This window comes from Streptomyces sp. Xyl84 (assembly GCF_059731885.1).
On record NZ_AP029182.1, the window covers coordinates 1,063,960 to 1,087,835 of the forward strand.

18 protein-coding genes are annotated in these 23,876 nt (G+C 73.7%); 6 read left to right on the top strand and 12 right to left on the bottom strand.

The features are described 5' to 3' along the window. Window positions 1–19 precede the first annotated feature (19 nt). A complete protein-coding gene (locus AC6I72_RS04580; protein ID WP_497999574.1) occupies window positions 20–655 on the bottom strand; it encodes a DJ-1/PfpI family protein in 636 nt (211 codons plus the stop codon). A gap of 115 nt (window positions 656–770) precedes the next feature. Further along, complete coding sequence (locus tag AC6I72_RS04585; RefSeq protein ID WP_497999575.1) at window positions 771–1,733, bottom strand: GlxA family transcriptional regulator; 963 nt, start codon at window positions 1,731–1,733, stop codon at window positions 771–773. Window positions 1,734–1,937: 204 nt separating this feature from the next. On the opposite strand from AC6I72_RS04585, the gene AC6I72_RS04590 reads away from it, so the two are divergent. After that, the gene (locus AC6I72_RS04590) at window positions 1,938–4,334 is read left to right on the top strand and encodes a Tex family protein (protein WP_497999576.1); all 2,397 of its coding nucleotides are present in this window, start codon (window positions 1,938–1,940) and stop codon (window positions 4,332–4,334) included. 128 nt (window positions 4,335–4,462) lie between these two features. Here the strand turns inward: AC6I72_RS04590 and AC6I72_RS04595 are convergent, their stop codons facing one another. Then, window positions 4,463–4,675 (bottom strand): hypothetical protein, encoded by a 213-nt coding sequence (locus AC6I72_RS04595; RefSeq protein ID WP_366728039.1) that lies wholly within the window; start codon window positions 4,673–4,675, stop codon window positions 4,463–4,465. Window positions 4,676–5,052: 377 nt separating this feature from the next. Further along, the gene (locus AC6I72_RS04600) at window positions 5,053–6,693 is read right to left on the bottom strand and encodes an ABC-F family ATP-binding cassette domain-containing protein (protein WP_497999577.1); all 1,641 of its coding nucleotides are present in this window, start codon (window positions 6,691–6,693) and stop codon (window positions 5,053–5,055) included. Between the two features lie 102 nt (window positions 6,694–6,795). On the opposite strand from AC6I72_RS04600, the gene AC6I72_RS04605 reads away from it, so the two are divergent. Further along, a complete protein-coding gene (locus tag AC6I72_RS04605; protein WP_497999578.1) occupies window positions 6,796–7,755 on the top strand; it encodes an NAD(P)/FAD-dependent oxidoreductase in 960 nt (319 codons plus the stop codon). A gap of 30 nt (window positions 7,756–7,785) precedes the next feature. Here the strand turns inward: AC6I72_RS04605 and AC6I72_RS04610 are convergent, their stop codons facing one another. Beyond that, window positions 7,786–9,771: a Xaa-Pro dipeptidyl-peptidase gene (locus AC6I72_RS04610; RefSeq protein WP_497999579.1), complete on the bottom strand. Its 1,986-nt coding sequence runs from the start codon at window positions 9,769–9,771 to the stop codon at window positions 7,786–7,788. A 258-nt stretch (window positions 9,772–10,029) separates the two neighbouring features. Here AC6I72_RS04610 and AC6I72_RS04615 point away from each other — a divergent pair, with 258 nt between their 5' ends. Continuing rightward, window positions 10,030–11,526 carry a M1 family metallopeptidase gene (locus AC6I72_RS04615; RefSeq protein ID WP_497999580.1) on the top strand — a complete coding sequence of 499 codons (1,497 nt, stop codon included), beginning with the start codon at window positions 10,030–10,032 and terminating at the stop codon, window positions 11,524–11,526. Between the two features lie 138 nt (window positions 11,527–11,664). On the opposite strand, the gene AC6I72_RS04620 is transcribed toward AC6I72_RS04615, so the two are convergent. Next, the gene (locus tag AC6I72_RS04620; protein WP_497999581.1) at window positions 11,665–13,128 is read right to left on the bottom strand and encodes an amino acid permease; all 1,464 of its coding nucleotides are present in this window, start codon (window positions 13,126–13,128) and stop codon (window positions 11,665–11,667) included. Window positions 13,129–13,348: 220 nt separating this feature from the next. On the opposite strand from AC6I72_RS04620, the gene AC6I72_RS04625 reads away from it, so the two are divergent. Beyond that, entirely contained in the window at window positions 13,349–14,173 is an 825-nt protein-coding gene (locus tag AC6I72_RS04625) for a MerR family transcriptional regulator (protein WP_497999582.1), read from the top strand. Between the two features lie 8 nt (window positions 14,174–14,181). Here the strand turns inward: AC6I72_RS04625 and AC6I72_RS04630 are convergent, their stop codons facing one another. From AC6I72_RS04630 to AC6I72_RS04640, 3 genes are read right to left on the bottom strand one after another with little or no spacing between them, the layout of a single operon-like run. After that, window positions 14,182–16,380, bottom strand: coding sequence for a 3-hydroxyacyl-CoA dehydrogenase NAD-binding domain-containing protein (locus tag AC6I72_RS04630; protein WP_497999583.1), 2,199 nt, complete (start codon window positions 16,378–16,380; stop codon window positions 14,182–14,184). 34 nt (window positions 16,381–16,414) lie between these two features. Then, entirely contained in the window at window positions 16,415–17,629 is a 1,215-nt protein-coding gene (locus AC6I72_RS04635) for an acetyl-CoA C-acetyltransferase (protein ID WP_497999584.1), read from the bottom strand. 11 nt (window positions 17,630–17,640) lie between these two features. Then, window positions 17,641–18,846, bottom strand: coding sequence for a CaiB/BaiF CoA transferase family protein (locus AC6I72_RS04640; RefSeq protein ID WP_497999585.1), 1,206 nt, complete (start codon window positions 18,844–18,846; stop codon window positions 17,641–17,643). A gap of 281 nt (window positions 18,847–19,127) precedes the next feature. Between AC6I72_RS04640 and AC6I72_RS04645 the strand changes: the two genes are divergently transcribed. After that, entirely contained in the window at window positions 19,128–20,309 is a 1,182-nt protein-coding gene (locus AC6I72_RS04645) for a saccharopine dehydrogenase family protein (protein WP_497999586.1), read from the top strand. A gap of 28 nt (window positions 20,310–20,337) precedes the next feature. On the opposite strand, the gene AC6I72_RS04650 is transcribed toward AC6I72_RS04645, so the two are convergent. From AC6I72_RS04650 to AC6I72_RS04660, 3 genes are all read right to left on the bottom strand, one after another. Beyond that, on the bottom strand, window positions 20,338–21,078 hold the full coding sequence (locus tag AC6I72_RS04650) for an endonuclease V (protein WP_497999587.1): 741 nt from the start codon (window positions 21,076–21,078) through the stop codon (window positions 20,338–20,340). A gap of 218 nt (window positions 21,079–21,296) precedes the next feature. Then, the gene (locus AC6I72_RS04655) at window positions 21,297–21,623 is read right to left on the bottom strand and encodes a plasmid stabilization protein (RefSeq protein WP_497999588.1); all 327 of its coding nucleotides are present in this window, start codon (window positions 21,621–21,623) and stop codon (window positions 21,297–21,299) included. A gap of 70 nt (window positions 21,624–21,693) precedes the next feature. Continuing rightward, window positions 21,694–22,812: a WD40/YVTN/BNR-like repeat-containing protein gene (locus tag AC6I72_RS04660; RefSeq protein ID WP_497999589.1), complete on the bottom strand. Its 1,119-nt coding sequence runs from the start codon at window positions 22,810–22,812 to the stop codon at window positions 21,694–21,696. A gap of 604 nt (window positions 22,813–23,416) precedes the next feature. Between AC6I72_RS04660 and ssgD the strand changes: the two genes are divergently transcribed. Then, entirely contained in the window at window positions 23,417–23,833 is a 417-nt protein-coding gene (ssgD, locus tag AC6I72_RS04665; RefSeq protein WP_497999590.1) for a spore wall synthesis regulator SsgD, read from the top strand. The last annotated feature ends 43 nt before the right edge of the window (window positions 23,834–23,876 follow it).

Sequence of the window (23,876 nt, forward strand, 5' to 3'; positions counted from 1 at the left end):
GGGGCATGGCGCGCGTGCTCTACCGGAGGTAGGGGCGGCTGTCGGCGCGGAACTTCTCCACGAGGTGGGCAGGGGCCTTCTGCGGGGAGCCCGCGTCGTAGGGCGGCTGGGGGTCGTACTCGGTGAGGAGCTGGACGGCCTGGGCCGTCTCGTCGCCCGCGATGCGGCCGAGCAGGGTGAGGCCCATGTCGATGCCGGAGGAGACGCCCGCGGCGGTGACGTACTTGCCGTCGGTGACCACCCGCTCGCCGGTGGGCTGGGCGCCGAGCGAGGCGAGGTGGTCGAGGGCCAGCCAGTGCGAGGTGGCGCGCCGGCCGCGCAGGAGTCCGGCCGCGCCCAGCAGCAGGGAGCCGGTGCACACGGAGGTGGTCCAGGTGCTGGTGGCGTCGGCGGCGCGCAGCCAGTCGAGGAGGGCCGCGTCGTCCATCCGCGCCCGCTGTCCGGGACCGCCGGGAACGACCACGATGTCGGGGGACGGTACGTCGGCGAGGGTGCGGTCGGCGGTCAGGGCGAGGTTCCCGGTGTCCGTGCGCACCGGTCCGGTCCGCTCGGCGACGAAGACGGTGTCCGCGCCGGGCAGGCGGCCCAGCGTCTCGTAGGGGCCGACGGCGTCGAGCGCGGTGAAGCGGTCGTAGAGGACGATGGCGATCTGCATGGTCTTCCCTTCGGTGAGCCGCACGGTGCGGCCGCGGCCGGTGAACGGCCGGGGGGTGCGCGGCGGACGGTCGGCGGGCCGCACGGGGAGCGCGGGGAGCGCCGTGGAGAGGAGGTCAGATGCTGGCGTGCGCCGGGCGGAAGCGGCGCCGGTACTCCGCCGGTGACGCGCCGAGCGTGCGCAGGAAGGCGCGCCGCATGGCCTCGGGCGTGCCGTAGCCGCTGGCGCGGGCGATCTGCGCGATGCCGTCGGCGGTGTCCTCCAGCAGCCGCCGGGCGTGTTCCAGGCGGACCCGGTCGACGTACCGGCCCGGGGACATGCCCGTCTCGGCCTGGAAGGCGCGGGCGAAGTGGCGCGGGGAGAGGGCGGCGCGGGCGGCGAGCGCCTCGACGGTCAGGTCGCCGGCAGGGTGCTCGGTGATCCACTGCTGGACGTCCCTGAGCGGCTCGCGGTGGGCGGTCTGCGCGGTGAGCTGCGCGCTGAACTGCGCCTGGTTTCCGGGTCTGCGCAGGAAGACCACCAGGTGGCGGGCGACGGTGAGCGCGGTGTCGCGGCCCAGGTCCTCCTCGACGAGCGCGAGGGCCAGGTCGATGCCCGCGGTGACACCGGCCGAGGTGGCCACGTGGCCGTCCCGTACGAAGATCGGGTCGGCCTCGACCCGGACCGCGGGATGGTCGCGGGCGAGTTTCGCGCAGTACGCCCAGTGCGTGGTGGCCCGGCGCCCGTCCAGCAGACCCGCCTCGGCCAGCAGGATCGCGCCGGTGCACACCGAGACCAGCCGGGCCGCGCGCGGGCCGTGCGCGCGCACCCACTCGACCAGGAGCGGATCCGGCCGACGGGTGCCCTCGCCGCCGGGGACGAGGAGGGTGTGCGCCCGGGGCGCGCCGGTGAGCGCGGTGTCCGGTATGAGACTCAGGCCGCTGGAGGTGCGCACCGGGGCGCCGTCCAGCGAGGCCGTACGGAGCCGGTAGGAGCCCGGGGTGTGCTTCTCGGCTCCGGCGAACACCTCCAGGGGGCCGGTGACGTCCAGGCTCTGCACGCCGTCGAAGAGGACGACGAGAACGGTTCGCTGCGCCATGCCGTCGATTCTGGGCGGGCGCGACGGTGGCCGCAACGACGGGTTTCCCACCTTTCCGGCCATGCGGCCGCCGGGCCGGCCGGGCCGCGGGCGCCCGGTTCCGCCGTGGCGACGCGCCCGCCGGGGACCGCCCTGATCCCCGGATGTCGGTGCCGCCTGCCACAATTGCGGCGCAACCCGAAGTGGAGAAGGCGGTACCGGAACGTGACGACACCCGGGTCCCTCGCAGCAGGGTCCATCGAAGGCAGGATCGCCGAGGAACTCGGCGTCAGGGAGCGGCAGGTCAGGGCCGCCGTGGAGTTGCTCGACGGCGGTTCGACGGTGCCCTTCATCGCCCGCTACCGCAAGGAAGCGACCGAGATGCTCGACGATGCGCAGCTGCGCACGCTCGAGGAACGGCTGCGCTATCTGCGGGAGCTGGAGGACCGGCGGGCCGCGATCCTGGACTCCGTGCGCGAGCAGGGCAAGCTCACCGGTGAACTGGAGGCGCGGATCCGGGGCGCCGAGACCAAGGCGCGGCTGGAGGACATCTACCTTCCGTTCAAGCCGAAGCGGAGGACCAAGGCGCAGATCGCGCGGGAGGCGGGCCTGGAGCCGCTGGCCGACGGCCTGCTGGGCGACCCGGGCGTGGAGCCGCTGGCCGCGGCGGCGGCCTTCGTGGACGCGGACAAGGGGGTGGCCGATCCGCAGGCCGCGCTCGACGGGGCCCGCGCGATCCTCACCGAGCGGTTCTCCGAGGACGCCGACCTGATCGGCGAGGTCCGCGAACGCATGTGGACGCGCGGGCGGCTGGCCGCGAAGGTGCGCGAGGGCAAGGAGGAGGCGGGCGCGAAGTTCGCCGACTACTTCGACTTCGCCGAGCCGTTCACCGAGCTTCCCTCGCACCGGATCCTGGCGATGCTGCGCGGCGAGAAGGAAGAGGTCCTCGACCTCGTCCTGGAACCCGAGGAGCCCACCGACGGCCCGTCGTCGTACGAGGCGATCGTGGCGCACCGCTTCGGCATCGCGGACCGCGGCCGGCCCGCCGACAAGTGGCTCACCGACACGGTCCGCTGGGCCTGGCGCACCCGGATCCTCGTCCACCTCGGCATCGACCTGCGGCTGCGGCTGCGGACGGCCGCCGAGGACGAGGCGGTGAACGTGTTCGCGGCCAACCTGCGTGACCTGCTGCTGGCCGCCCCGGCGGGCACCCGCGCGACGCTGGGCCTGGACCCGGGCTTCCGTACGGGTGTGAAGGTCGCCGTGGTCGACGCGACCGGCAAGGTCGTCGCCACGGACGTCATCCACCCGCACGTCCCGGCCAACAAGTGGGACGCGGCCATCGCCACGCTGGCGCGCCTGGCCCGGGAGCACGCGGTCGAACTGGTCGCGATCGGCAACGGCACGGCGTCCAGGGAGACCGACAAGCTCGCCGGTGACCTGATCACCAGGCACCCGGAGCTGAAGCTCACCAAGGTGATGGTGTCCGAGGCGGGCGCGTCCGTGTACTCCGCCTCCGCGTACGCCTCGCAGGAGCTGCCCGGGATGGACGTGTCGCTGCGCGGCGCCGTGTCCATCGCGCGCCGGCTGCAGGACCCGCTGGCCGAGCTGGTGAAGATCGACCCGAAGTCGATCGGTGTCGGCCAGTACCAGCACGACCTGTCCGAGGTGAAGCTGTCCCGCTCCCTGGACGCGGTGGTCGAGGACTGTGTGAACGGTGTCGGGGTGGACGTCAACACCGCGTCCGTGCCGCTGCTCTCGCGGGTCTCCGGCATCACCGGCTCGCTCGCCGAGAACATCGTGGCGCACCGCGACGCCAACGGCCCGTTCACCTCGCGCGCCCAGCTGAAGAAGGTCTCGCGGCTCGGTCCGAAGGCCTACGAGCAGTGCGCGGGCTTCCTCCGCATCCGCGGCGGCGACGACCCGCTGGACGCCTCCAGCGTGCACCCGGAGGCGTACCCGGTGGTGCGCCGGATGGTGAAGACCACCGGCCAGGAGGTGGCCTCCCTCGTCGGGAACACGGGTGTGCTGCGCTCGCTGCGGCCGGCCGACTTCGTCGACGACACGTTCGGCCTGCCCACGGTCACCGACATCCTCAAGGAACTGGAGAAGCCGGGGCGCGACCCGCGGCCCGCCTTCAGGACGGCCACCTTCAAGGAGGGCGTGGAGAAGATCTCCGACCTGTCCTCGGGAATGGTCCTGGAAGGCGTCGTGACGAACGTGGCGGCGTTCGGCGCGTTCGTGGACGTCGGTGTGCACCAGGACGGTCTGGTGCACGTGTCGGCGATGTCGAAGACCTTCGTCAAGGACCCGCGGGACGTGGTCAAGCCCGGCGACATCGTCAAGGTGAAGGTGCTGGACGTCGACATCCCGCGCAAGCGGATCTCGCTGACCCTGCGCCTGGACGACGAGGCGGCGCCGCAGGACCGTCAGGGACAGGGCGGCGGCGGTGAGCCGCGCCGGCGCGGCGGCCGGCCGCCGCAGCAGCGCCAGGGCCGCGGTGGCGGCGGTGGCGGTGGCGGTGCGGGCGGCTCGCGTCAGGCGCCGGCGCCGGCCAACAGCGCCATGGCGGACGCGCTGCGCCGGGCCGGTCTGCTGGACTCGGACAAGGGCCGTAGCTGACGTACCGCGGGCCCGGCCCCCGCGTGGTGCGGTGGGCCGGGCCCGGTGGCCGCGTCGCGGCGGTCCGCCGTCCGGCGCGCGTCACTGCCGGGGACGCGCGGGCGGGACGGGCGCCGTGGACGGGGCCGCTATCGCGGAGTCTGGCCGGGCGGCAGCGCGGAGTGCGGCCGTGGGGAGGCGTTCCGCGCCCCGGGGCCGGGCTCGAAGGCGCCCGACGGCTGCCCCGTCCGCATCACCTGGTCGAGTTCGCGCCGTATGCTCGTGGCCGCGTCACGGACGCGCGCGGGTACGTCACCGCGCTCCGCGACCAGCTGGTGGTAGATGGGGGCGTCCTGGAACATGGGCAACCATGCCTTTCTGTCTGCGGCTTCACTCCGGTGGGCAACGGTTGCCGAGTGTAAGGCCCCCTGGCCGAGGCGCCCGTGGCCGCCTCCGGGCAGGTACCGGACAAGGGCGTGCCGACCGGGCCGGGTCCTGACCTGACGGGATCCGGGTCCCGGCCTGACGACCGGGCCCGGGTTCGCGCCGTCACCGACGCCCGGGCCGCCGAACCTCTGGGGCGTGTTTCGAAAGTGGCGCTGTCCGCCCGGAGGGCGGGCCCCGCGGCGTCCGGTGCGTGTGATCGCGAGGCGGAGGGTCGTCCTCGTACCGGGCGTACGTGGTCGATCCCGGCAACGCGGCGAGCGCGCGTGCCAGGCGTCGCGGGACAACACACCACCTAGTGTTCCGTCACCTTGCCATCGGCCACTTCCAGGTGGCGGGTGGTCCGCACCGCCTGGAGCATGCGGCGGTCGTGGGTGACCAGGAGGAGGGTGCCCTCGTAGGCGTCGAGGGCGGACTCCAGTTGCTCGATGGCCGGCAGGTCGAGGTGGTTGGTCGGCTCGTCCAGGACGAGCAGGTTGACGCCCCTGCCCTGGAGCAGGGCGAGCGCGGCCCGCGTGCGCTCGCCCGGTGAGAGGGTCGCCGCGGGCCGCAGTACGTGGTCCGCCTTCAGGCCGAACTTGGCGAGCAGGGTGCGCACCTCCGCCGGTTCGGTGTCCGGGACCGCCGCGCGGAAGGCGTCCAGGAGCGACTCGGAGCCGTGGAACAGGCGGCGGGCCTGGTCGACCTCGCCGACCAGGACTCCGGAGCCCACGGCCGCGTGCCCCGCGTCCAGCGGGAGGCGGCCGAGCAGGGCCGCCAGCAGGGTGGACTTACCCGCCCCGTTGGCCCCGGTGACCGCCACCCGGTCCGCCCAGTCGATCTGGAGGGAGACGGGGCCGAGCACGAACGGGCCGCGCCGCACCTCCGCGTCGCGCAGGGTGGCGACGACCGCGCCCGAACGGGGGGCCGCCGCGATCTCCATGCGCAGCTCCCACTCCTTGCGGGGCTCCTCGACGGTCTCCAGGCGTTCGATCATGCGCTGGGTCTGGCGGGCCTTGGCGGCCTGCTTCTCGCTGGCCTCGCTGCGGAACTTGCGGCCGATCTTGTCGTTGTCGTTGCCGGCCTTGCGGCGGGCGTTCTTGACGCCCTTGTCCATCCAGGCCCGCTGGGTCTGCGCGCGCTCCTGGAGGGCCGCCTTCTTGTCGGCGTACTCCTCGTAGTCGTCGCGGGCGTGCCGGCGGGCGACCTCGCGCTCCTCCAGGTAGGCCGCGTAACCACCGCCGAAGAGGTTGACCCGGCCCTGGGCCAGGTCGAGTTCGAGGACCTTGGTGACGGTGCGGGTGAGGAACTCGCGGTCGTGGCTGACGACGACCGTCCCGGCGCGCAGGCCGGTGACGAAGCGTTCGAGACGTTCCAGGCCGTCGAGGTCGAGGTCGTTGGTCGGCTCGTCGAGGAGGAAGACGTCGTAGCGGGACAGGAGCAGGGAGGCGAGTCCGGCGCGGGCCGCCTGGCCGCCGGACAGCGACGTCATCGCCTGGTCCAGGTCGACGGCCAGGCCCAGCGAGCCGGCGGTCTCCTCGGCCCGTTCGTCGAGGTCGGCGCCGCCCAGGCCGAGCCAGCGCTCCAGGGCGCTCGCGTAGGTGTCGTCCGCGCCGGGGGCGCCGTCGACGAGGGCCTGGGTGGCCTCGTCCATGGCCCGCTGGGCGTCGGCGACGCCGGTGCGGCGGGCCAGGAACTCCCGGACGGTCTCGCCGGGGCGGCGCTCCGGCTCCTGGGGCAGGTGGCCGACGGTCGCGGTCGGCGGGGAGAGAGTGAGTTCGCCCTGCTCGGGGGTGTGCAGGCGGGCGAGGATGCGCAGCAGCGTGGACTTGCCCGCGCCGTTGGCACCGACGAGACCGATCACGTCCCCGGGCGCGACGACGAGGTCGAGCCCGGAGAAGAGCGCGCGGTCGCCGTGTCCGGCGGCGAGGTTCTTGGCGACGAGGGTGGCAGTCATCAGACCGCCGATCTTAGGTCCTCCCGTTCCGGTCGTGCGGGCCCGCGGCGGCCGGGACGGGCGGGCGGGGCCGGTCCTGGCACCGTCGGCTACGGTCCCCGTATGGACACTGGAGTGAACGGTGACGTGGTGGTGGTCGGCGGCGGGGTCATAGGACTGACGACCGCCGTGGTGCTGGCCGAGGGCGGCCGGCGGGTGCGGGTGTGGACGCGGGAGCCCGCCGAGCGGACGACCTCGGCCGTCGCCGGCGGTCTGTGGTGGCCGTACCGGATCGAGCCGGAGTCGCTCGTCGGTGACTGGGCACTGCGGTCCTTCGCCGTGTACGAGGAGCTGGCGGCCCGGCCGCAGGAGACCGGCGTGCGGATGGTCGAGGGAGTGCACGGCGGGACCCGGCCGGAGCAGCTCGGGCCGTGGGCCGCGCAGGTGCCCGGACTGCGCCCGGCGCACCCCGGGGAGTACGCGGGGACGGCGCTGTGGGCGCGGCTGCCGCTGGTCGACATGTCGGTTCATCTGCCGTGGCTGCGGGAGCGGCTGCGGGCTGCGGGCGGTGCGGTTCAGGAGCGGACGGTGACGGACCTGGCCGCCGTGGACGCCCCGGTGGTCGTGAACTGCGCGGGGCTGGGCGCCCGCGACCTGGTGCCGGATCCGGAGGTGTATCCGGTGCGCGGTCAGCTCGTCGTCGTGGAGAACCCGGGGATCACGACCTGGCTGACCGCCGTCGACGACGTCTCGGCGTCCTCCACCTACTTCATTCCGCAGCCGGGCGGTCTGCTGCTCGGCGGTACGGCCGAGGAGGACTCCTGGTCGCGGGAGCCGGATCCGCGGGTGGCCGAGCGGATCGTCGCACGGTGCGCGGCGCTGCGGCCGGAGATCGCCGGTGCGCGGGTGCTGGAGCACCGGGTCGGGCTGCGCCCGGCCCGCCGCTCGGGTGTGCGGCTGGAGCGGACGGCGCTCGCGGACGGGCGTGCGCTGGTGCACAACTACGGCCACGGCGGCGCCGGGGTCACCGTGGCCTGGGGCTGTGCGCGGCAGGCGGCCGGGCTTGTCCTCCCGGCCGCCTGACCTGCTCGTCGCCGCCGCTTCAGCGCCGTGTCACCGCCCGGGCAGCGGGTGCGCGGGGCGCTGTGCGCGTACGCCGTCCAGCGGCCGGGGCGCCGGGGCGGACGGCGTCACGGCGGTGGCGGACGGGGTGCTGCCCGCCGTGGCGGCGGCGAACGCCGCCGCGCCACCGGCCAGCGGGACCCTGGCCGAGGTGTGCGCCAGGTCGAGGGTGAGCGTCGGGGTGGTGGACGGCGGGTCGATGAGGTCCTTGTCGGTGCCCGCGACGATCAGCGCCAGGCGGTGGCCCCGGGGCACGACGTGGTCGGTCGGCGCCAGGTCCAGGGTGAGGGTGTACGCCTTGCCCGGGACCAGCGGGCCGCCCTTGCCGTCGGGGGTGTGGTGGCCGAGGTCGGCCCAGCCGCGGCTGAGGACCGTGAAGCCGACCTGGGTCGTCTTCGCCGCCGTCTCCTTGTAGCAGGCGCTGTCGCCCGCCGTGCTCGCGCCCCAGCAGGTGCGGTCGGCGAGGGTGGTGATGCCCTCGGCGGCGTCGGCGTAGTCCCGGATGGTGTCGGGTCCGAGGTCGACGAGGACGGCGGACAGGTGGGCGCTCGTGGTGGTGGACGTCGCTCGGACGGTGACCTCGGAGGAGCCGGACAGCCGCAGGTCGCGGCGGAGCGGCCCGGTGACGAACCCGGCCTTGTCCGGGGTCGCGGTGTCGATCCGCGCGGCCCAGTCCGTCTCGCTCAGCTTCGGGTCGTCGGTGAACGTCTCGGTGCCGTGCGCCGGGCGCAGGCCGAGGCTGCCGACGCCGGCCCGGGTGCCGGGCGCGGGGCGCAGCGTGGCCGTCGCGGTGCCGCGCGGCGGCCAGACGGCGGAGGTCACCCACTGGTCGGGCCGGCGTTCGATGTCGGCCATGGGCTCGCGGTCGACGCCGTTGCGGTAGCCGAGGAGTTCGTGGTCGAACCAGCGGTGCAGGGTGTCGACCCAGGCGCCGCGGCGGTAGTCGAAGGGGTCGACGTGGCCGGTCTGGGAGAGCCAGATCTTGCGCTGCACGCCGTTCTTCGCGAGGGCGTCCCACCACTGGCCGAAGTTCTTGGTGCGCACGTTGAGGTCCTGCATGCCGTGGACGAGGAAGACGCTCGCCCTGACCTTGGCCGCGTCCTTCACGTAGTCGCGCTCGGTCCACAGGGGCGTCCAGTCGCCGGTGCGCGGGGCGCCGTCGACGAGCTTCTTCTGCACGGCGGCGCAGTGGGCGTGGGCGGCGTCGCTCTCCACCGCGTCGGAGAGCCAGTCGGGGCCCGAGCCGTACAGCGGGGCGCCCTGGGCGAAGTAGTAGTCGTACCAGGAGGAGATGGCGCTGATCGGCACGATGGTCTTCAGGCCCTGGACGCCGGTGGCGGCCACGCCGTTGGCGATGGTGCCGTCCCAGCTCTTGCCGATCATGCCGGTCCTCCCGTCGGTCCAGCCGGCCTCGACCGGGGTGGAGCCGGTGCGGGTGGTGTAGGCGCGGGCCCGGCCGTTCAGCCAGTCGACGACGGCCTTGGCGGACTGGACGTCGGAGCGGCCGCCGACGTCGACGCAGCCGTCGGAGCGGTTGGTGCCGGCGAGGTCGACGCCGACGACGGCGTAGCCGCGGGGCACGAAGTAGTTGTCGTAGAACAGCGGCATCTGCACGACGCGGCCGTCGGCGTCGTAGGTCTTCAGCTGGCTCTCGTTGCCGCGCCCGCAGCAGGAGTAGTACGGGCTGGCGTCCATGATGACGGGCACCTTCCGGCCCTGCAGGGCCGCTTCGCGGGGCCGGACGATGTCGGCGGCGACGCGGTCGCTGTGCCCGTCGCCGTCGCCGTCGAGGCCGGTGTCGACCCAGACGGACTCGCGGACGGCGTTCGTGTAGGAGTAGACGGGGCGGCTCTCGCGCGGGGCCGGGCCGTCGTGCGGCGCGGCGTGCGCCGCCGGGCTGAGGAGTGCGGTCGCCAGGACGGCGACGACCGTCAGGGCGATCGATCTCCAGGTCGTCATGCGCGTGCTGTTCGGCATGAGCGGGACGGTACAGGGGGCAACTGCCGTGCAGAAGGGGGAAACTGACGTGTTGCCGGGGCGGAGGGGACAGCAGGGGCGGAAGGGGCACCGCGGGGGTGCGGGAGTGCACGCGAGTGCCCGGCCGCGCACGGGAGCTGCTTCCCTCGTGACGGCCGAATGGCGATCATGTGACAGCAGTGACCATGGACATGCCTGGGTCGCCGGGGACTCAATAGGCTCCGAACAGACTTCGTTCCCCTAGGACTTGGAGCTGACGTGCACCGCAGAATCATCGTGCCGGGCACTCTGGCGGCGGCCTCCCTGTTGCTGGCGATCCCGGCGTCGGCCGCGAGCCACTCCCCCGGCGCACCGGGCATCGGCGACCCCTACTACCCCGACTACGGCAACGGCGGCTACGACGTCTCCCACTACGACCTGCGGCTGACGTACCAGCCCGCGACGGACGAGCTGGAGGGCACGGCGACGATCTCGGCGCGCACCACGCAGGACCTGTCCAGCTTCGACCTGGACTTCCTGCTGGACGTCAGCGAGGTACGGGTCAACGGGACGAAGGCGGCCTTCACCACCGCGCGCCAGCACGAGCTGGTCGTCACACCGAGGAGCCCGCTGGCGAAGGGCACGCCGGTCACGGTGGTCGTCCGCTACCGCGGGGTGCCGTCGACGAAGAGCGCCTACGGGTTCTCCACCTGGCACCGCACCCCCGACGGCGCGGTCGCGGCCGACGAGCCCGAGGCCGCCTGGTGGTGGTTCCCGAGCAACGACCACCCCAGCGACAAGGCCACCTACGACGTGTCGGTGGCGGTCCCGGACGGCACCCAGGCGATCTCCAACGGCACCCTCCAGTCGGTCTCCTCGAAGCTGGGCTGGACCCGCTACAACTGGCGCCAGAACAAGCCGCAGGCGACCTACCTGTCCACGCTGGCGCTCGGGAAGTTCGACATCACCACCGGTACGTCCGAGGGCGGTGTCCCGGTGATCAACGCCTACAGCAAGGACCTCGGCGACAACGACGGGGCGGCCCGCGCGAGCGTGGAGCGCACCGGGGAGCTGGTCGACTGGCTGAGCGGCTATTTCGGGCCGTATCCGTTCAGCTCGGCGGGCGGGTACGTGCCGAACACGACGACCGGGTACGCGCTGGAGACCCAGTCACGCGTCTACTACAGCCCGAAGCAGTTCGCGAACGGCTCGAACACCTCCGTCGTGGTGCACGAGCTGGCCCACCAGTGGTACGGGGACAGCGTGTCCCTCAAGGGCTGGAAGGACATCTGGATCAACGAGGGCTTCGCGCGGTACGCGCAGTGGCTGTGGTCCGAGCACGAGGGCGAGGGCACCACGCAGGAGCTGGCGGACTACGTGTACGCCTCGCACCCGGCCGACGACGCCTTCTGGACGGTGAAGCCGGGTGACCCGGGTCCGGACAACCAGTTCGACGCGGCGGTCTACGACCGGGGGGCCGTCGCCATCCAGGCGCTGCGCAACGCGATCGGCGACCGGGCGTTCTTCGCCCTGCTGAAGGGGTGGCCCCAGCAGCACGCCTACGGCAACGCCTCCGTGGCCGACTTCCAGAAGTACGCCGAGCAGGTCTCCGGCAAGCCGCTGGCCGCGCTCTTCGACACCTGGCTGTTCCAGCCGGTGAAGCCGGCCGCCCCCGCCGCGCGCGCGGCCTCCTTCGCCGCGGCACCGGCGGCGGCCCCGGCGCAGCCGAGGTCGTGGAAGAAGATCGAGGCGACGAACTCCGTCCACGCCAGGTGAGCACCGGCCGGACCGCTGCGCACCGGCGCGGTCCGGCCCCTGGACGGTGGCCGTGCGGCCGGGCCCGGCCGAACCTGCGGCGAGCCGGGCCCGGCCGGCCTCGATCACCTCGCACCGGCCGGGACGCCGGGTGAACCGCTACTTCGTGAGGGAGGGGGCCTCGGCGGACTGCTGTGTGACGCGGCGGCGGACGCCGAACCAGCCGCCGACCAGGAGCACCGCGATCAGCGGGATCAGGAAGAGGGTCTTGCGGCCCACGTCCGGGTCGTTCCACATCAGGCCGAGGCAGGCCAGCAGGAAGGCGATCGTGGCGATCTCGGTGACCGGGCTGCCGGGCAGGCGGAAGTGCGGCCGGTCGACCAGGCCCGCCTTCGCCCGGCGGACGAAGACCAGGTGGCAGATCATGATGATCACCCAGGTGCTGACGATGCCGAGCGAGGCGACGTTCAGCACGATCTCGAAGGCCTGGCTGGGCACCAGGTAGTTCAGGCCGACGCCGAGCACGCAGACCGCGCAGGTCAGCAGGATGCCGCCGTAGGGCACCTGGCTGCGGCTCATCACGCGGGTGAACTTCGGCGCCGAGCCCGCCATCGCCATGGAGCGCAGGATGCGGCCGGTGGAGTACAGGCCGGAGTTCAGCGAGGACATGGCGGCGGTGAGGACCACCAGGTTCATGACGTCACCGGCCGCGGGGACGCCGATCTTCGACAGGACGGTGACGAAGGGGCTCTCGTCGCCCGAGTAGACCGAGCCGGGCAGCAGCAGGGCGAGCAGGACGACCGAGCCGACGTAGAACAGGGCGACCCGCCACATGATCGAGTTCACCGCGCGCGGGACGACCTTCTCGGGCTCGGCGGTCTCGCCGGCGGCGACGCCGACCAGTTCCAGGGCGGCGTACGCGAAGATCACGCCCTGCATGACGAGGACCACCGGCATGGCGCCGTGCGGGAGCAGTCCGCCGTGGTCGCTGATCACGCTGAGGCCCGGTGTCGCGCCGTCCACCTTGTGCTGGGTGGCCAGCAGGAAGATGCCGATCAGCATGAACGCGACCAGCGTGGCCACCTTGACGATCGCGAACCAGAACTCCATCTCACCGAAGATCTTCACCGAGATCAGGTTCACGGTGAGGACGACGGCGAGGGCGATCAGCGCCAGCACCCACTGCGGGACGGGCGTGAAGAAGCTCCAGTAGTGCGTGTACAGCGCGATGGCGGTGATGTCGGCGATGCCGGTCGTCGACCAGTTCAGGAAGTACATCCAGCCGGCGACGTAGGCGCCCTTCTCGCCGAGGAACTCGCGCGCGTACGACACGAAGGATCCGGACGAGGGGCGGTACAGGACCAGCTCGCCCAGGGCGCGCACGACGAAGAACGCGAAGACGCCGCAGACCAGGTAGGTCAGCGCCAGCGCCGGTCCCGCCGAGTGCAGCCGGCCGCCGGCGCCCAGGAAGAGGCCGGTGCCGATCGCGCCGCCGATGGCGATCATGTTGACGTGGCGGTGCTTGAGGTCCTTGCTGTAACCGGCGTCGCCCGCGTCGGCGGGGGTCGCGGTCGCCCGGGGACGGTCGGCGACCTGTTCCGTGTGCACGGAGTCCTTGCTCACGCGGTGGTATCCACTCTCTGGGGGCCGAGCGGGGTGCGCCCGGGTGTCCGTACGATTCCGGCGTGCACCACTGGGTACGCGGTACAGACCAGGCAAGCAGCTTCCCAGAGAGATCAGCTGCCATGCGATGGCGTACGTCACAGAGGGGGACTTCTCACACTATCCACGCAGATCGGTCACCCGCTTTCACACGACTGGTGAGACAGCGATACTGCTGCACATGACGACGACCGACACCGGCGAGCCGGTCCTCACCATCGACGAGCTGGCCGCGCGGGCCGGCGTCACGGTGCGCACGGTGCGGTTCTACGCCGGCCGGGGCCTGCTGCCGCCGCCCGCGATCGGTCCGCGCCGGGTGGGCCACTACGGCCGGGACCACCTCGCGCGGCTGGCGCTGATCGAGGAGATGCAGCACCAGGGCATGACGCTCGCGGCGATCGAACGCCATCTGCGCCTGCTCCCGCCCGGCCTCAGCCCGCACGACCTGGCCGTGCAGCGCGCGGTGGTCGCCTCCTGGGCACCGGAGAGCATGGAGATGCTCTCACGGCCGGAACTGGAGCGGCGCGCCGGCCGGCCGCTCACCGACGAGGACGTGGAGCGGCTGGCGGCGATGAGCGTGCTGGCGCGGGAGGACGACTCCTTCCGCGTCGACGCCGGGCTGCTGCGGCTCGGGGTGGAGCTGCTCGACGTACCGCTGTCCGAGGAGACCGTGCTCGCGGCCCGTACGGCGCTGATCGACCACGCGCGGGCGGCGGCGCGCGAACTGTCGGGGCTGCTGCGCGACGCGGTGGCCGAACGCGGCACGAAGGACGTGAAGTCCCTGTCCGCCCATATGCACCCCTTGGTGGTGCAGGCGCTGCTGACCACCTTCCAGCGGTCGCTGAAGGAGGAGCTGCGGGAGTGGGTCGGCTCCCCCGAGGCGGACGCCGGGCCCGGGCCCCGGGCCGGTGAGCATCGAGCCGAGGCCCGGGCGGACGAGGCGCGGGAGGCCCGGGCGGAGGATGCCCCCAAGGAGGGCGCGCCGCCGGGCACGCCCTCCGCCTGAGCCGTGGCTCAGCGCTGGTCGGTGAAGGTCTCCCCCCTCTCCGCCTTGGCGACCAGCAGGGCGGGCGGGGTGAACCGCTCGCCGTAGCGCTCGGCCAGTTCGCGCGCGCGGGCCACGAAGCCGGGCAGACCGGTCGCTCCCCCGGTGCCGCCGTCGTAGCCGTTGATGTACTGCAGGACGCCCCCGGTCCACCCGGGGAAGCCGATGCCGAAGACCGAGCCGATGTTGGCGTCGGCGACGGAGGTCAGGACGCCCTCCTCCAGGAGGCGGACCGTGTCCAGCGCCTCGGAGAAGAGCATCCGCTCCTGCATGTCGCGGAACGGGATCTCGTGCCCCGCCTTGGTGAAGTGTTCGCGCAGGCCCGGCCACAGGCCGGCGCGCCGGCCGTCGTCGCCGTACTCGTAGAAGCCCGCGCCGCCGCTGCGGCCGGTGCGGCCGAACTCGTCGACCATGCGGTCGATGACGGCCTCGGCGGGGTGCATGACCCAGGTGCCGCCCGCCTCCTCGACGGCCCGCTTCGACTCGCGCCGGATCTTGCGGGGCAGGGTGAGGGTCAGCTCGTCCATGAGCGAGAGCACCTTGGCCGGGTAGCCGGCCTGGGCCGCCGCCTGCTCGACGGAGGCGGGCTCGATGCCCTCGCCCACCATGGCGACGCCCTCGTTGATGAAGTGGCCGATCACCCGGGAGGTGAAGAAGCCGCGCGAGTCGTTGACGACGATCGGCGTCTTGTTGATCTGCCGGACCAGGTCGAAGGCGCGGGCCAGGGCCTCCTCGCCGGTGCGCTCGCCCTTGATGATCTCCACCAGGGGCATCTTGTCGACGGGCGAGAAGAAGTGCAGCCCGATGAAGTCGCCCTGCCGCTGCACGCCCTCGGCGAGTGCGGTGATGGGCAGTGTGGAGGTGTTGGAGCACAGCAGCGCGTCCGGGGCGACGACGTGCTCGATCTCCTGGAACACCTTGTGCTTGAGCGCCGTGTCCTCGAAGACCGCCTCGATCACCGCGTCACAGCCCGCGAGGTCGGCGGCGTCGGCGGTGGGCGTGATGCGGGCGAGCAGCGCGTCCGCCTTCTCCTGGCTGGTACGGCCCCGGGAGACGGCCTTGGCGCACAGCTTCTCGGAGTAGCCCCTGCCCTTGACGGCGGCCTCCAGGGAGACGTCCTTGAGGACGACCTCGATGCCCGCGCGGGCGCAGGCGTAGGCGATGCCCGCACCCATCATCCCGGCGCCGAGCACGGCCACCTTGCGGACCGGGCGGGGCTCGACGCCCCGGGGGCGGTTGGCACCGGAGTTGACCGCCTGGAGGTCGAAGAAGAACGCCTGGATCATGTTCTTCGAGGTCTGCCCGGCGGCCAGCTCGACGAAGTAGCGGGCTTCGATGACCTGGGCGGTCTCGAAGTCGACCTGGGCGCCCTCGACGGCGGCGGCCATGATGTTGCGCGGCGCGGGGTAGGGCGCGCCGCCCGTCTGCTTGCGCAGGTTGGCCGGGAAGGCGGGCAGGTTGGCGGCGAACTTCGGGTGGGACGGGGTGCCGCCGGGGATGCGGTAGCCGGGCCGGTCCCAGGGCTGGGCGGACTCGGGGTGGGCGTCGATGAAGGCGCGGGCCTTGGCGAGCATGTCCTCGCGGGTGTCGGCGACCTCGTCGACCAGGCCGTTCTCCAGGGCGCGGCGCGGGTTGTACTGGGTGCCCTGGAGGAGCACCTTCAGCAGGGCGTCGGTGATGCCGAGCATCCGGACGGTGCGGACGACTCCGCCGCCGCCGGGCAGCAGGCCGAGGGTGACCTCGGGGCAGCCGATCTTGGAGCCCGGGGCGTCCAGGGCGACGCGGTGGTGGCAGGCGAGGGCGATCTCGTAGCCGCCGCCGAGGGCCGCGCCGTTCATCGCGGCGACGACGGGCTTGCCGAGCGTCTCGATGCGGCGCAGGTCGCGCTTGATCGCCATGCCGCCGTCGAAGAGGTCCTGGGCGGTCTCGGGGGTGACGCGGATCAGGTCGCGCAGGTCGCCGCCGGCGAAGAACGTCTTCTTGGCGGAGGTGACGATGACGCCGCGGACGGTGTCCTTCTCGGCCTCCAGACGGTCCGCGACCGCGGCGAGCGAGGTGCGGAACGCCTGGTTCATGGTGTTCGCGGACTGGTCCGGGTCGTCGAGGACGAGGGTGACGACACCGGTGTCGTCCTGTTCCCAGCGGATGGTGGTGGACTCGGTGGTCATGAGGAGGGGCTCCAGGTGATCCGTCGGGAGGGGGTCAGATGCGCTCGACGATGGTGGCGATGCCCATGCCGCCGCCCACGCACAGGGTGGCGAGGCCGTACCGCTTGTCCTGGCGCTCCAGTTCGTCGACGAGGGTGCCGAGGATCATCGCGCCGGTGGCGCCGAGGGGGTGGCCCAGCGCGATGGCGCCGCCGTTGACGTTGACCTTGTCCAGGCTCAGGCCCATGTCCTTCACGAAGCGCAGCACGACCGCCGCGAAGGCCTCGTTGATCTCGACCAGGTCGATGTCGTCGATGCTCAGGCCGGCCTTGGCGAGCGCCTTGCGGGTGGCCGGGGCGGGCCCGGTGAGCATGATGGTGGGCTCGGAGCCGGAGACGGCGGCGGAGACGATCCGCGCCCGCGGGGTGAGGCCGTGACGCTCCCCGACCTCCCGCGAGCCGATGGCGACCAGGGAGGCGCCGTCGACGATGCCGGAGGAGTTGCCCGCGTGGTGGACGTGGTCGATCTTCTCCACCCAGTGGTACTTCTGGAGCGCCACGGCGTCGAAGCCGCCGAGTTCGCCGATGTCGGCGAAGGACGGCTTGAGCTTCGCCAGCGAGTCGGCGGTGGTGCCGGGGCGCGGGTGCTCGTCGTGGTCGAGGACGGTGAGGCCGCTGCGGTCCTTCACCGGCACCACGGAGCGCTCGAAGCGGCCCTCCTTCCAGGCGGTGGCCGCGCGCTCCTGGGACAGGGCCGCGTACTCGTCCACGTCGCGGCGGGAGAAGCCCTCGATGGTGGCGATGAGGTCGGCGCCGATGCCCTGGGGCACGAAGTTGGTGGCCAGGTTGGTCATCGGGTCGTTGAACCAGGCGCCGCCGTCCGAGGCCATCGGCACCCGGGACATCGACTCGACGCCGCCCGCCAGGACCAGGTCCTCCCAGCCGGAGCGCACCTTGGCGGCGGCGAGGTTGACGGCTTCCAGGCCCGAGGCGCAGAAGCGGTTCTCCTGTACGCCGGCGACGGTGTCCGGGAGTCCCGCGGCGATGGCGGCGATGCGGGCGATGTCGGAGCCCTGGTCGCCGACGGGGCCGACGACCCCGAGCACGATGTCGTCCACGGCGGCCGGGTCGAGGTCCGGGAAGCGGCGGCGGATCTCGTGGATGAGGCCGACGACCAGGTCGACGGGCTTCGTGCCGTGCAGGGCGCCGTTCGCCTTGCCGCGTCCGCGGGGGGTGCGGATCGCGTCGTACACGTACGCTTCGGTGGTCACTGGCAGGCCTTTCACTGAGGGGTGTCCCGGGGGACTGTCGGGGGCCGGGTCGCCGGCGTGGTCGTCTCGGGCGGGGTGGTCGCGGACGGGGCGGACAGGATGGGTATGTCCCAGTCGCGGGCCACCGCATCGGCGCCCGCGCCGGGGCGGGCGGGGGCGGTGCGCACGGTGGTGGGGGTCGCGGAGAAGCGGGGCGCGGGCGCCGGCTGGGTGATGCCGCCGTGGTCGGTGAAGGTGCCGCGGGCGGCGAGGTGCGGGTGGTGCGGGGCCTCGCGCAGCGACAGCACGGGCGCCACGCAGGCGTCGGAGTCCTCGAACACGGCGGTCCACTCGTCGCGGGTGCGGGCGCGGAAACGGGCGGCGATCGCCTCGCGCAGCTCGCCCCAGCGGGCCGTGTCGTCGCGCGCCGGCACCTGGCCGGGGACGCCGAGGAGGTCCATGAACTCGGCGTAGAAGCGCGGCTCCAGGGCGCCGACGGCCATGTGGCGTCCGTCGGCGGTCTCGTAGGTGCCGTAGAAGGGGCAGCCGCCGTCCAGGAGGTTGGCGGCGCGCCGGTCCTGCCAGGCGCCGGCGGCGAGCAGGCCGTGGATCATCGTGGAGAGGTGGGCGGTGCCGTCGACGATGGCGGCGTCGACGACCTGTCCGGTGCCGGTCGCGCGCGCGTGGTGGAGGGCGGCGAGGACGCCGACGACGAGGTAGAGGGAGCCGCCGGCGTAGTCGCCGAGCAGGTTGGCGGGGACGGCGGGGGGCCGGTCCGCGTCGCCGATCATGCCGAGCGCGCCGGTGACGGCGATGTAGGCGATGTCGTGTCCCGCGCGCGGGGCGAGCGGGCCGTCCTGGCCCCAGCCGGTCATCCGGCCGTAGACGAGGCGGGGGTTGCGGGCGTGGCAGGCGTCGGGGCCGACGCCGAGGCGTTCGGCCACGCCGGGACGGTAGCCCTCGACGAGGATGTCGGCGCGGGCGGCCAGGTCGAGGACGCGGGCGGGGCCGTCCGGGGACTTCAGGTCGACGACCACCGAACGCTTGTTGCGGTGGGTCGGGTCGGCGGCCGGGTCGATCCCGAGGCCGGCGCCGCCGGGGCGGTCGACCCGGACCACGTCGGCCCCCAGGTCGGCCAGGAGCATGGCGGCGAAGGGGCCGGGGCCGATGCCGGCCAGCTCGACCACGCGGACGCCGCTCAGCGGGCCGTCGCTCCCGGGCGCCTGTGCCGTTGCCATCCCAGCCCCCTTGCTGTGACACAACCGATGTAACACCGATGATGCTAAGAACGCGCCGCACCGGGCACAAGCCCTGAACGAGCGAGCGCTTAGCCGAGGGTCCGGCCGAGGCGTGCCGCCCGCCGCCGCGGGGGGGGGGCCGCCCGCCGCCACCCGCACCGCCGGTCGCCACTCCTTCACGCTAGCCTCGGTCACCGACAGTGGCACGGGATCACGGTCCGGCGGGGCGAGGGATGCCGCGGGCGGGCGGCGCGGGGCGGCATGAGCAGACCAGGAGTGTCATGAGCGGGGCGAAAAAGACGGAACGTCCGTACGACATCGTGCTCTTCGGGGCCACCGGTTTCGTAGGGGCCCTCACCGCCCGGTACCTGGCCGCGCACGCCCCCGAGGGGCTGCGCTGGGCCGTCGCGGGCCGCAGCGAGCGCCGGCTGGAGGAGCTGCGGGAGCGGCTGCCCGGCGGCGCGGGCGCCGGGGTGCTGCGGGCCGACGCGGCCGACCCGGCGTCGTTGCGTGAACTGGCCCGGCACACGCGCGTGCTGGCCACGGCCGTGGGCCCCTACGTGACCCATGGCGAGGAACTGGTCGCCGCCTGCGCGGACAGCGGCACCGACTACCTGGACCTCACCGGTGAGCCCGAGTTCGTCGACCTGGTGTACGTCCGGCACGACACGCGCGCGCGGGAGACCGGCGCACGCCTGGTGCACGCCTGCGGGTTCGACTCGGTACCGCACGACCTGGGCGTGTACGTCACCGTGCGGGAGCTGCCCGAGGGGGTGCCCCTGACGGTGGACGGGTTCGTCCGGGTGGACGCGGCCTTCTCCGGCGGGACGCTGGCCTCGGCGCTCAACCAGTTCGCCCGTCCCCTGCGGCTGCGGGCGGCCGCCCGTGACCGCGCGCGGCACGAGCCGCGGCTGCCGGGGCGGCGGGTGTCCGCGCCGGTGGGCGCGCCCCGGTTCGCGGCGGAGGCCGGCGCCTGGGCGCTGCCGCTGCCGACCCTCGACCCGCAGATCGTCGCGCGCTCGGCGCGGGCGCTGGAACGGTACGGTCCCGACTTCCGCTACCGCCACTACGCGGCCGTCCGGCACCTGCCCGTCGCCCTCGGCGGGGTCGCCGCCGTCGGTACGCTCGCGGCGGTCGCCCAACTGCCACCGGCCCGGCGCTGGTTGTCCGGCCGGCTCAGCCCCGGACAGGGCCCGAGCCCTGAGCGGCGGGCCAGGAGCTGGTTCTCGGCGCGCTTCGTGGGCGAGGGCGGCGGCCGGCGGGTGCGCACCGAGGTGGCGGGCGGGGACCCCGGGTACGACGAGACGGCGAAGATGTTCGCGGAATCGGCCCTGTGCCTCGCCCTGGACGAGCTGCCGGCGACGGCGGGCCAGGTGACGACGGCCGTCGCCATGGGCGACGCGCTGGTGCGGCGGCTGCGCGACGCGGGGATCACGCTCCGGACGAGCGTGGCGAGGCAGTAGGGGCCGGTGCGGCGGCGCCCGTGCGGGCTCAGGCCGGCCGCGTCGGGTCCGTGGTCTTCCTCGGCGTCGGGTCCGCGGCTTCCCTCAGTGCGCGGCGGCACAGGGCGTCGGCCCTGCGGGTCGTCTCCGGCAGCCGGTAGGAGGGGGTGAGGGCGAGGGTGTGCGCGCAGGCGTTGTCCAGGGTCACCCGGTGGCCCACGGAGACGAAGACGGGTTTGACGCCGTCGCGTGTGCGCAGCGCGCGGCCGACCTCCTCCCGGCCGTCGGCCAGGAGCGGCGCGACGCTGCCGCGCGGGGCGGCCGGGTCGTCGTGGGTGAAGATGAAGGGGTTCTTCGCGACCCCGATGACCGGCAGCCCGGTCAGTACGCCGAGGTGACTGGCGAGGCCGAAGCGGCGGGGGTGGGCGAGGCCGTAGCCGTCGCAGACGACCAGTCCGGGCTCCCGGTCCAGGGCGGCGAGGGCGGCCAGCACCGTGGGAATCTCACGGAAGGCCAGCAGACCGGGGACGTACGGGAAGGAGATCCGGCCCACCGCGGTGGCCTCGGCCACCACCCGGAGGGTGGCCGCGTCCAGCACGACGGCCGCCGCGGCCACCACGTCCCGCTCGTCGTCGTAGGCCACGTCGACGCCCGTGACGTGGCCCGTCCCCGGCTCCGGGCCGCGCTCGTCCAGCACCACCCGGGCCCGCAGCTCGTCCTGCACGGCCAGGGCCTGCGCCTCGGTCGCGGGCCAGCCTTCGGGGATGCCCACGGTCGTCGTGATCGTCATGACGGACGAGCGTACGACGCGTGCGGCGGCACGGGGACGCGGGGACCCGCCCGGCCGTGCGGACCCGTGGGCGAGGGGCGGACCCGTGTGCGGGGGGCGGGCCGTCGGGCCGGGGCCCGCGGTCCGGTGGCCTGGCGGGCGGGGCGGGCTCGCGGTTCGTACCGTCCGTACTCCGTACGTCCGTACCGGGGCGGGCCCGTCCCGCTCGCGGGCTCGGCTCAGTGCTTGCCCAGGGCCTGCTGGAGCTGCTGCTTGTTCATGTCCGAGCGGCCGTGGATGTTGCGCCGCTTGGCCTCCTCGTACAGCTGGTCGTAGGTGGGTCCCTCGGAGCCCCGGCCCGAGCGCTGGCCGCCGCGCCTGCCCGAGGACATGTCCTGCGTGGAGGTGCGGCTCGCGGTCTTGGACTCGCCGGAACGCGCGCGCTCCTTGTTCACCGTGCGCGCGGCGATCTCCTTGGCGCGGCCGTTGCTCTCCCCCCGGTCCTGCGCGCTCTCCTTGATGTGCTCGTACTGGCGCTCCCGCTTGGAGCTGGAACCGCGTGGCATACCGTTCACTTCCTCTCTGTCAAGGAACGGATACCCGCATCCTGGAACAGTTCGTCATATCAGGCGATATTCAATCCTCCAGTCGAGCGATACGGCCCGTCTCACCGGATGCCCAGCAGCCGCCGTCCCAGGCGCAGTCCACGGTGTCGTACGAACCGGCGTCGACCGTGCGCCAGCTCCGGCCGCCGTCGGTGGTGAGGTCGGTTCCGGTCGGGCCTACGGCGAGGGCGCTCGCGCGTGTGTGCGGGAGCCAGGCGGCGCCGGAGCGGTAGGCCGGCGGCGGCGTGGCCGAGGGTCGCCAGGTACGGCCGCCGTCGGCGGTGGTGGCGGAGGCGTCCGGCGACGCCTGGCCGGGACGGTAGTCGCCGCCGACCGCGAGCCCGTGTGCCCGGTCCCGGAAGGCGAGCGCGAAGACGCCCTTGGCGGGGTCGCCCGCCGGGAGCGGCGCGTCGGCGGCCCGCCAGGTCAGCCCGCGGTCCGCGGAGTGCAGCACGCGCGCGCGTGCGCCTCCCCCGGTGGCGAGCCAGACGTCCCGCGGCCCGGCGGTGACCAGGCACTGGCCGCTCGCGGCGAATCCGGCCTCGCCGGGCTGCGCGGCCGGCATGCCACGGTCGGGCAGGACCTTCCAGGAGCGCCCGCCGTCACTGGTGGACAGGGCGCGGAACTTGCCGTTCACCGGGTCGCTCACGGCCAGGCCGTGCCGGTGGTCGAAGAAGGCGAGGCAGTCGTAGAAGGCACCGGCGTCGGTGTTGCGGAAGGACTCCGTCCAGGTGGCTCCGCCGTCTTCGGTGCGGTAGACGCGTGAGGCTTCGCCCTCGCCGATGGCCAGGACCACGGCCCGCCGCGCGTCGAACGCCTCGATGTCGCGGAACTCCAGGTCCGCCGCGCCGGCCGGCGAGACGTTCCGCCAGGAGGCGCCGCCGTCGGTGGTCCGCAGCACGGTGCCGCCGGTGCCGGCCACCCAGGCGGTGCGGCGGCTCACGGCGGACAGGCCGCGGAAGCGGACGTCGGGCGTGCCGCCGTCCTTGAGCCGCCACTGCGGCGCGTTGGGGCGGTGCGCGTGGGGGCCGCCGTGCACCGGACCGGCCGCCTGTGCGGGCACCGCCGCCAGCACGGCGAGCACCACCGCCCCCACGAGCCCGGCCGACCGGCGGCCGGCGCGGAGGGCCGGGGCGGCCGGGCGGGTCACGGACTCCGCGGGTGCTGTGGGCCGTGTCCCGGTCGCGGAGCGCGCGCCACCCGCCCCACCGGCCCCGCTCGTCCGGTCCGTCCGGTCCGTCCGGATCACCGGACTCACCCGGCCCGCCCCGATCATCCGGCCCGTCCGGATCATCGGGCTCGTCCGGCCCGTCCGTCGCTTCGTTCCCCAGCGCCTCAGCTTCATGGCGGGCGAAGCTAGCCCACTCCCCCGGCGGCGTCCAGACTGCCCCGGGGCCCCAACTTCCCCCCGCCCGTACGGAAGGAGGGCCGCGCGCGGATCCAGTGGTCCGCCGCGCGGTCCACCGCACCGCCTCCGGGCAGCCGCGGAACGGTCGCCCGGAAGCGGTGCCCTGAACGGACACCCGGAGCGGCCCACGGACGCACCGCGTGCGGTCCCGGCGATCCGTCGGCGGCCCGCGGCCGCCGCCCGCCGGAGACACTCGTCACTTCCGTGCATGAACGCGGTGACCGAGGTCACTCGCTTCTCGTGTGCACTGAACGGCTGATTCAGTCGTCTCTTCCAGTGCCCGGTGTCCCGGCTTCATCCACCCGGACGTGTCCCCAGCCGTCAGACGTCACAAGGGAGCAAGGCGTTGTCCACCGTCATCGAGCAGACCGTCGAGGCGCGCCTGGTCGCCGCCGCGCCGCGGATGCCCAGCATTCCCGCAACGATGCACTACGACCTGAGCGACCCGTTCGCGGTCCGCATGTCGTTCCCCGCCCCCGCCACCCTGGAAGGCGTGGAGGTCTGCTGGACGTTCGCCCGCGACCTGCTGGCGGCCGGGATGCAGGAGCCGGAGGGACACGGGGACGTCCGGGTGCGGCCGTACGGCTACGACCGCACCGTCCTGGAGTTCCACGCCCCGGAGGGCACCGCGGTGGTGCACGTCCGCAGCGGTGAGATCCGGCGGTTCCTCCAGGCCACCAGCGAACTGGTGCCCGTCGGCTCCGAACACCGCCAGCTCGACCTCGACCACGACCTGGCCGTGCTCATGGGGGACGCCTGCTAGGGCGTGCTTCGAAAGTGGCGCTGTCCGCCCGGAGGGCGGGCCT

Excerpts from the sequence above, each read along its gene's own strand:
- AC6I72_RS04580 (WP_497999574.1), bottom strand. The coding sequence starts at position 655 with ATGCAGATCGCCATCGTCCTCTACGACCGCTTCACCGCGCTCGACGCC.
- AC6I72_RS04585 (WP_497999575.1), bottom strand. The coding sequence starts at position 1,733 with ATGGCGCAGCGAACCGTTCTCGTCGTCCTCTTCGACGGCGTGCAGAGC.
- AC6I72_RS04595 (WP_366728039.1), bottom strand. The coding sequence starts at position 4,675 with ATGTTCCAGGACGCCCCCATCTACCACCAGCTGGTCGCGGAGCGCGGT.
- AC6I72_RS04600 (WP_497999577.1), bottom strand. The coding sequence starts at position 6,693 with ATGACTGCCACCCTCGTCGCCAAGAACCTCGCCGCCGGACACGGCGAC.
- AC6I72_RS04605 (WP_497999578.1), top strand. The coding sequence starts at position 6,796 with ATGGACACTGGAGTGAACGGTGACGTGGTGGTGGTCGGCGGCGGGGTC.
- AC6I72_RS04610 (WP_497999579.1), bottom strand. The coding sequence starts at position 9,771 with ATGCCGAACAGCACGCGCATGACGACCTGGAGATCGATCGCCCTGACG.
- AC6I72_RS04625 (WP_497999582.1), top strand. The coding sequence starts at position 13,349 with ATGACGACGACCGACACCGGCGAGCCGGTCCTCACCATCGACGAGCTG.
- AC6I72_RS04630 (WP_497999583.1), bottom strand. The coding sequence starts at position 16,380 with ATGACCACCGAGTCCACCACCATCCGCTGGGAACAGGACGACACCGGT.
- AC6I72_RS04640 (WP_497999585.1), bottom strand. The coding sequence starts at position 18,846 with ATGGCAACGGCACAGGCGCCCGGGAGCGACGGCCCGCTGAGCGGCGTC.
- AC6I72_RS04645 (WP_497999586.1), top strand. The coding sequence starts at position 19,128 with ATGAGCGGGGCGAAAAAGACGGAACGTCCGTACGACATCGTGCTCTTC.
- AC6I72_RS04650 (WP_497999587.1), bottom strand. The coding sequence starts at position 21,078 with ATGACGATCACGACGACCGTGGGCATCCCCGAAGGCTGGCCCGCGACC.
- AC6I72_RS04655 (WP_497999588.1), bottom strand. The coding sequence starts at position 21,623 with ATGCCACGCGGTTCCAGCTCCAAGCGGGAGCGCCAGTACGAGCACATC.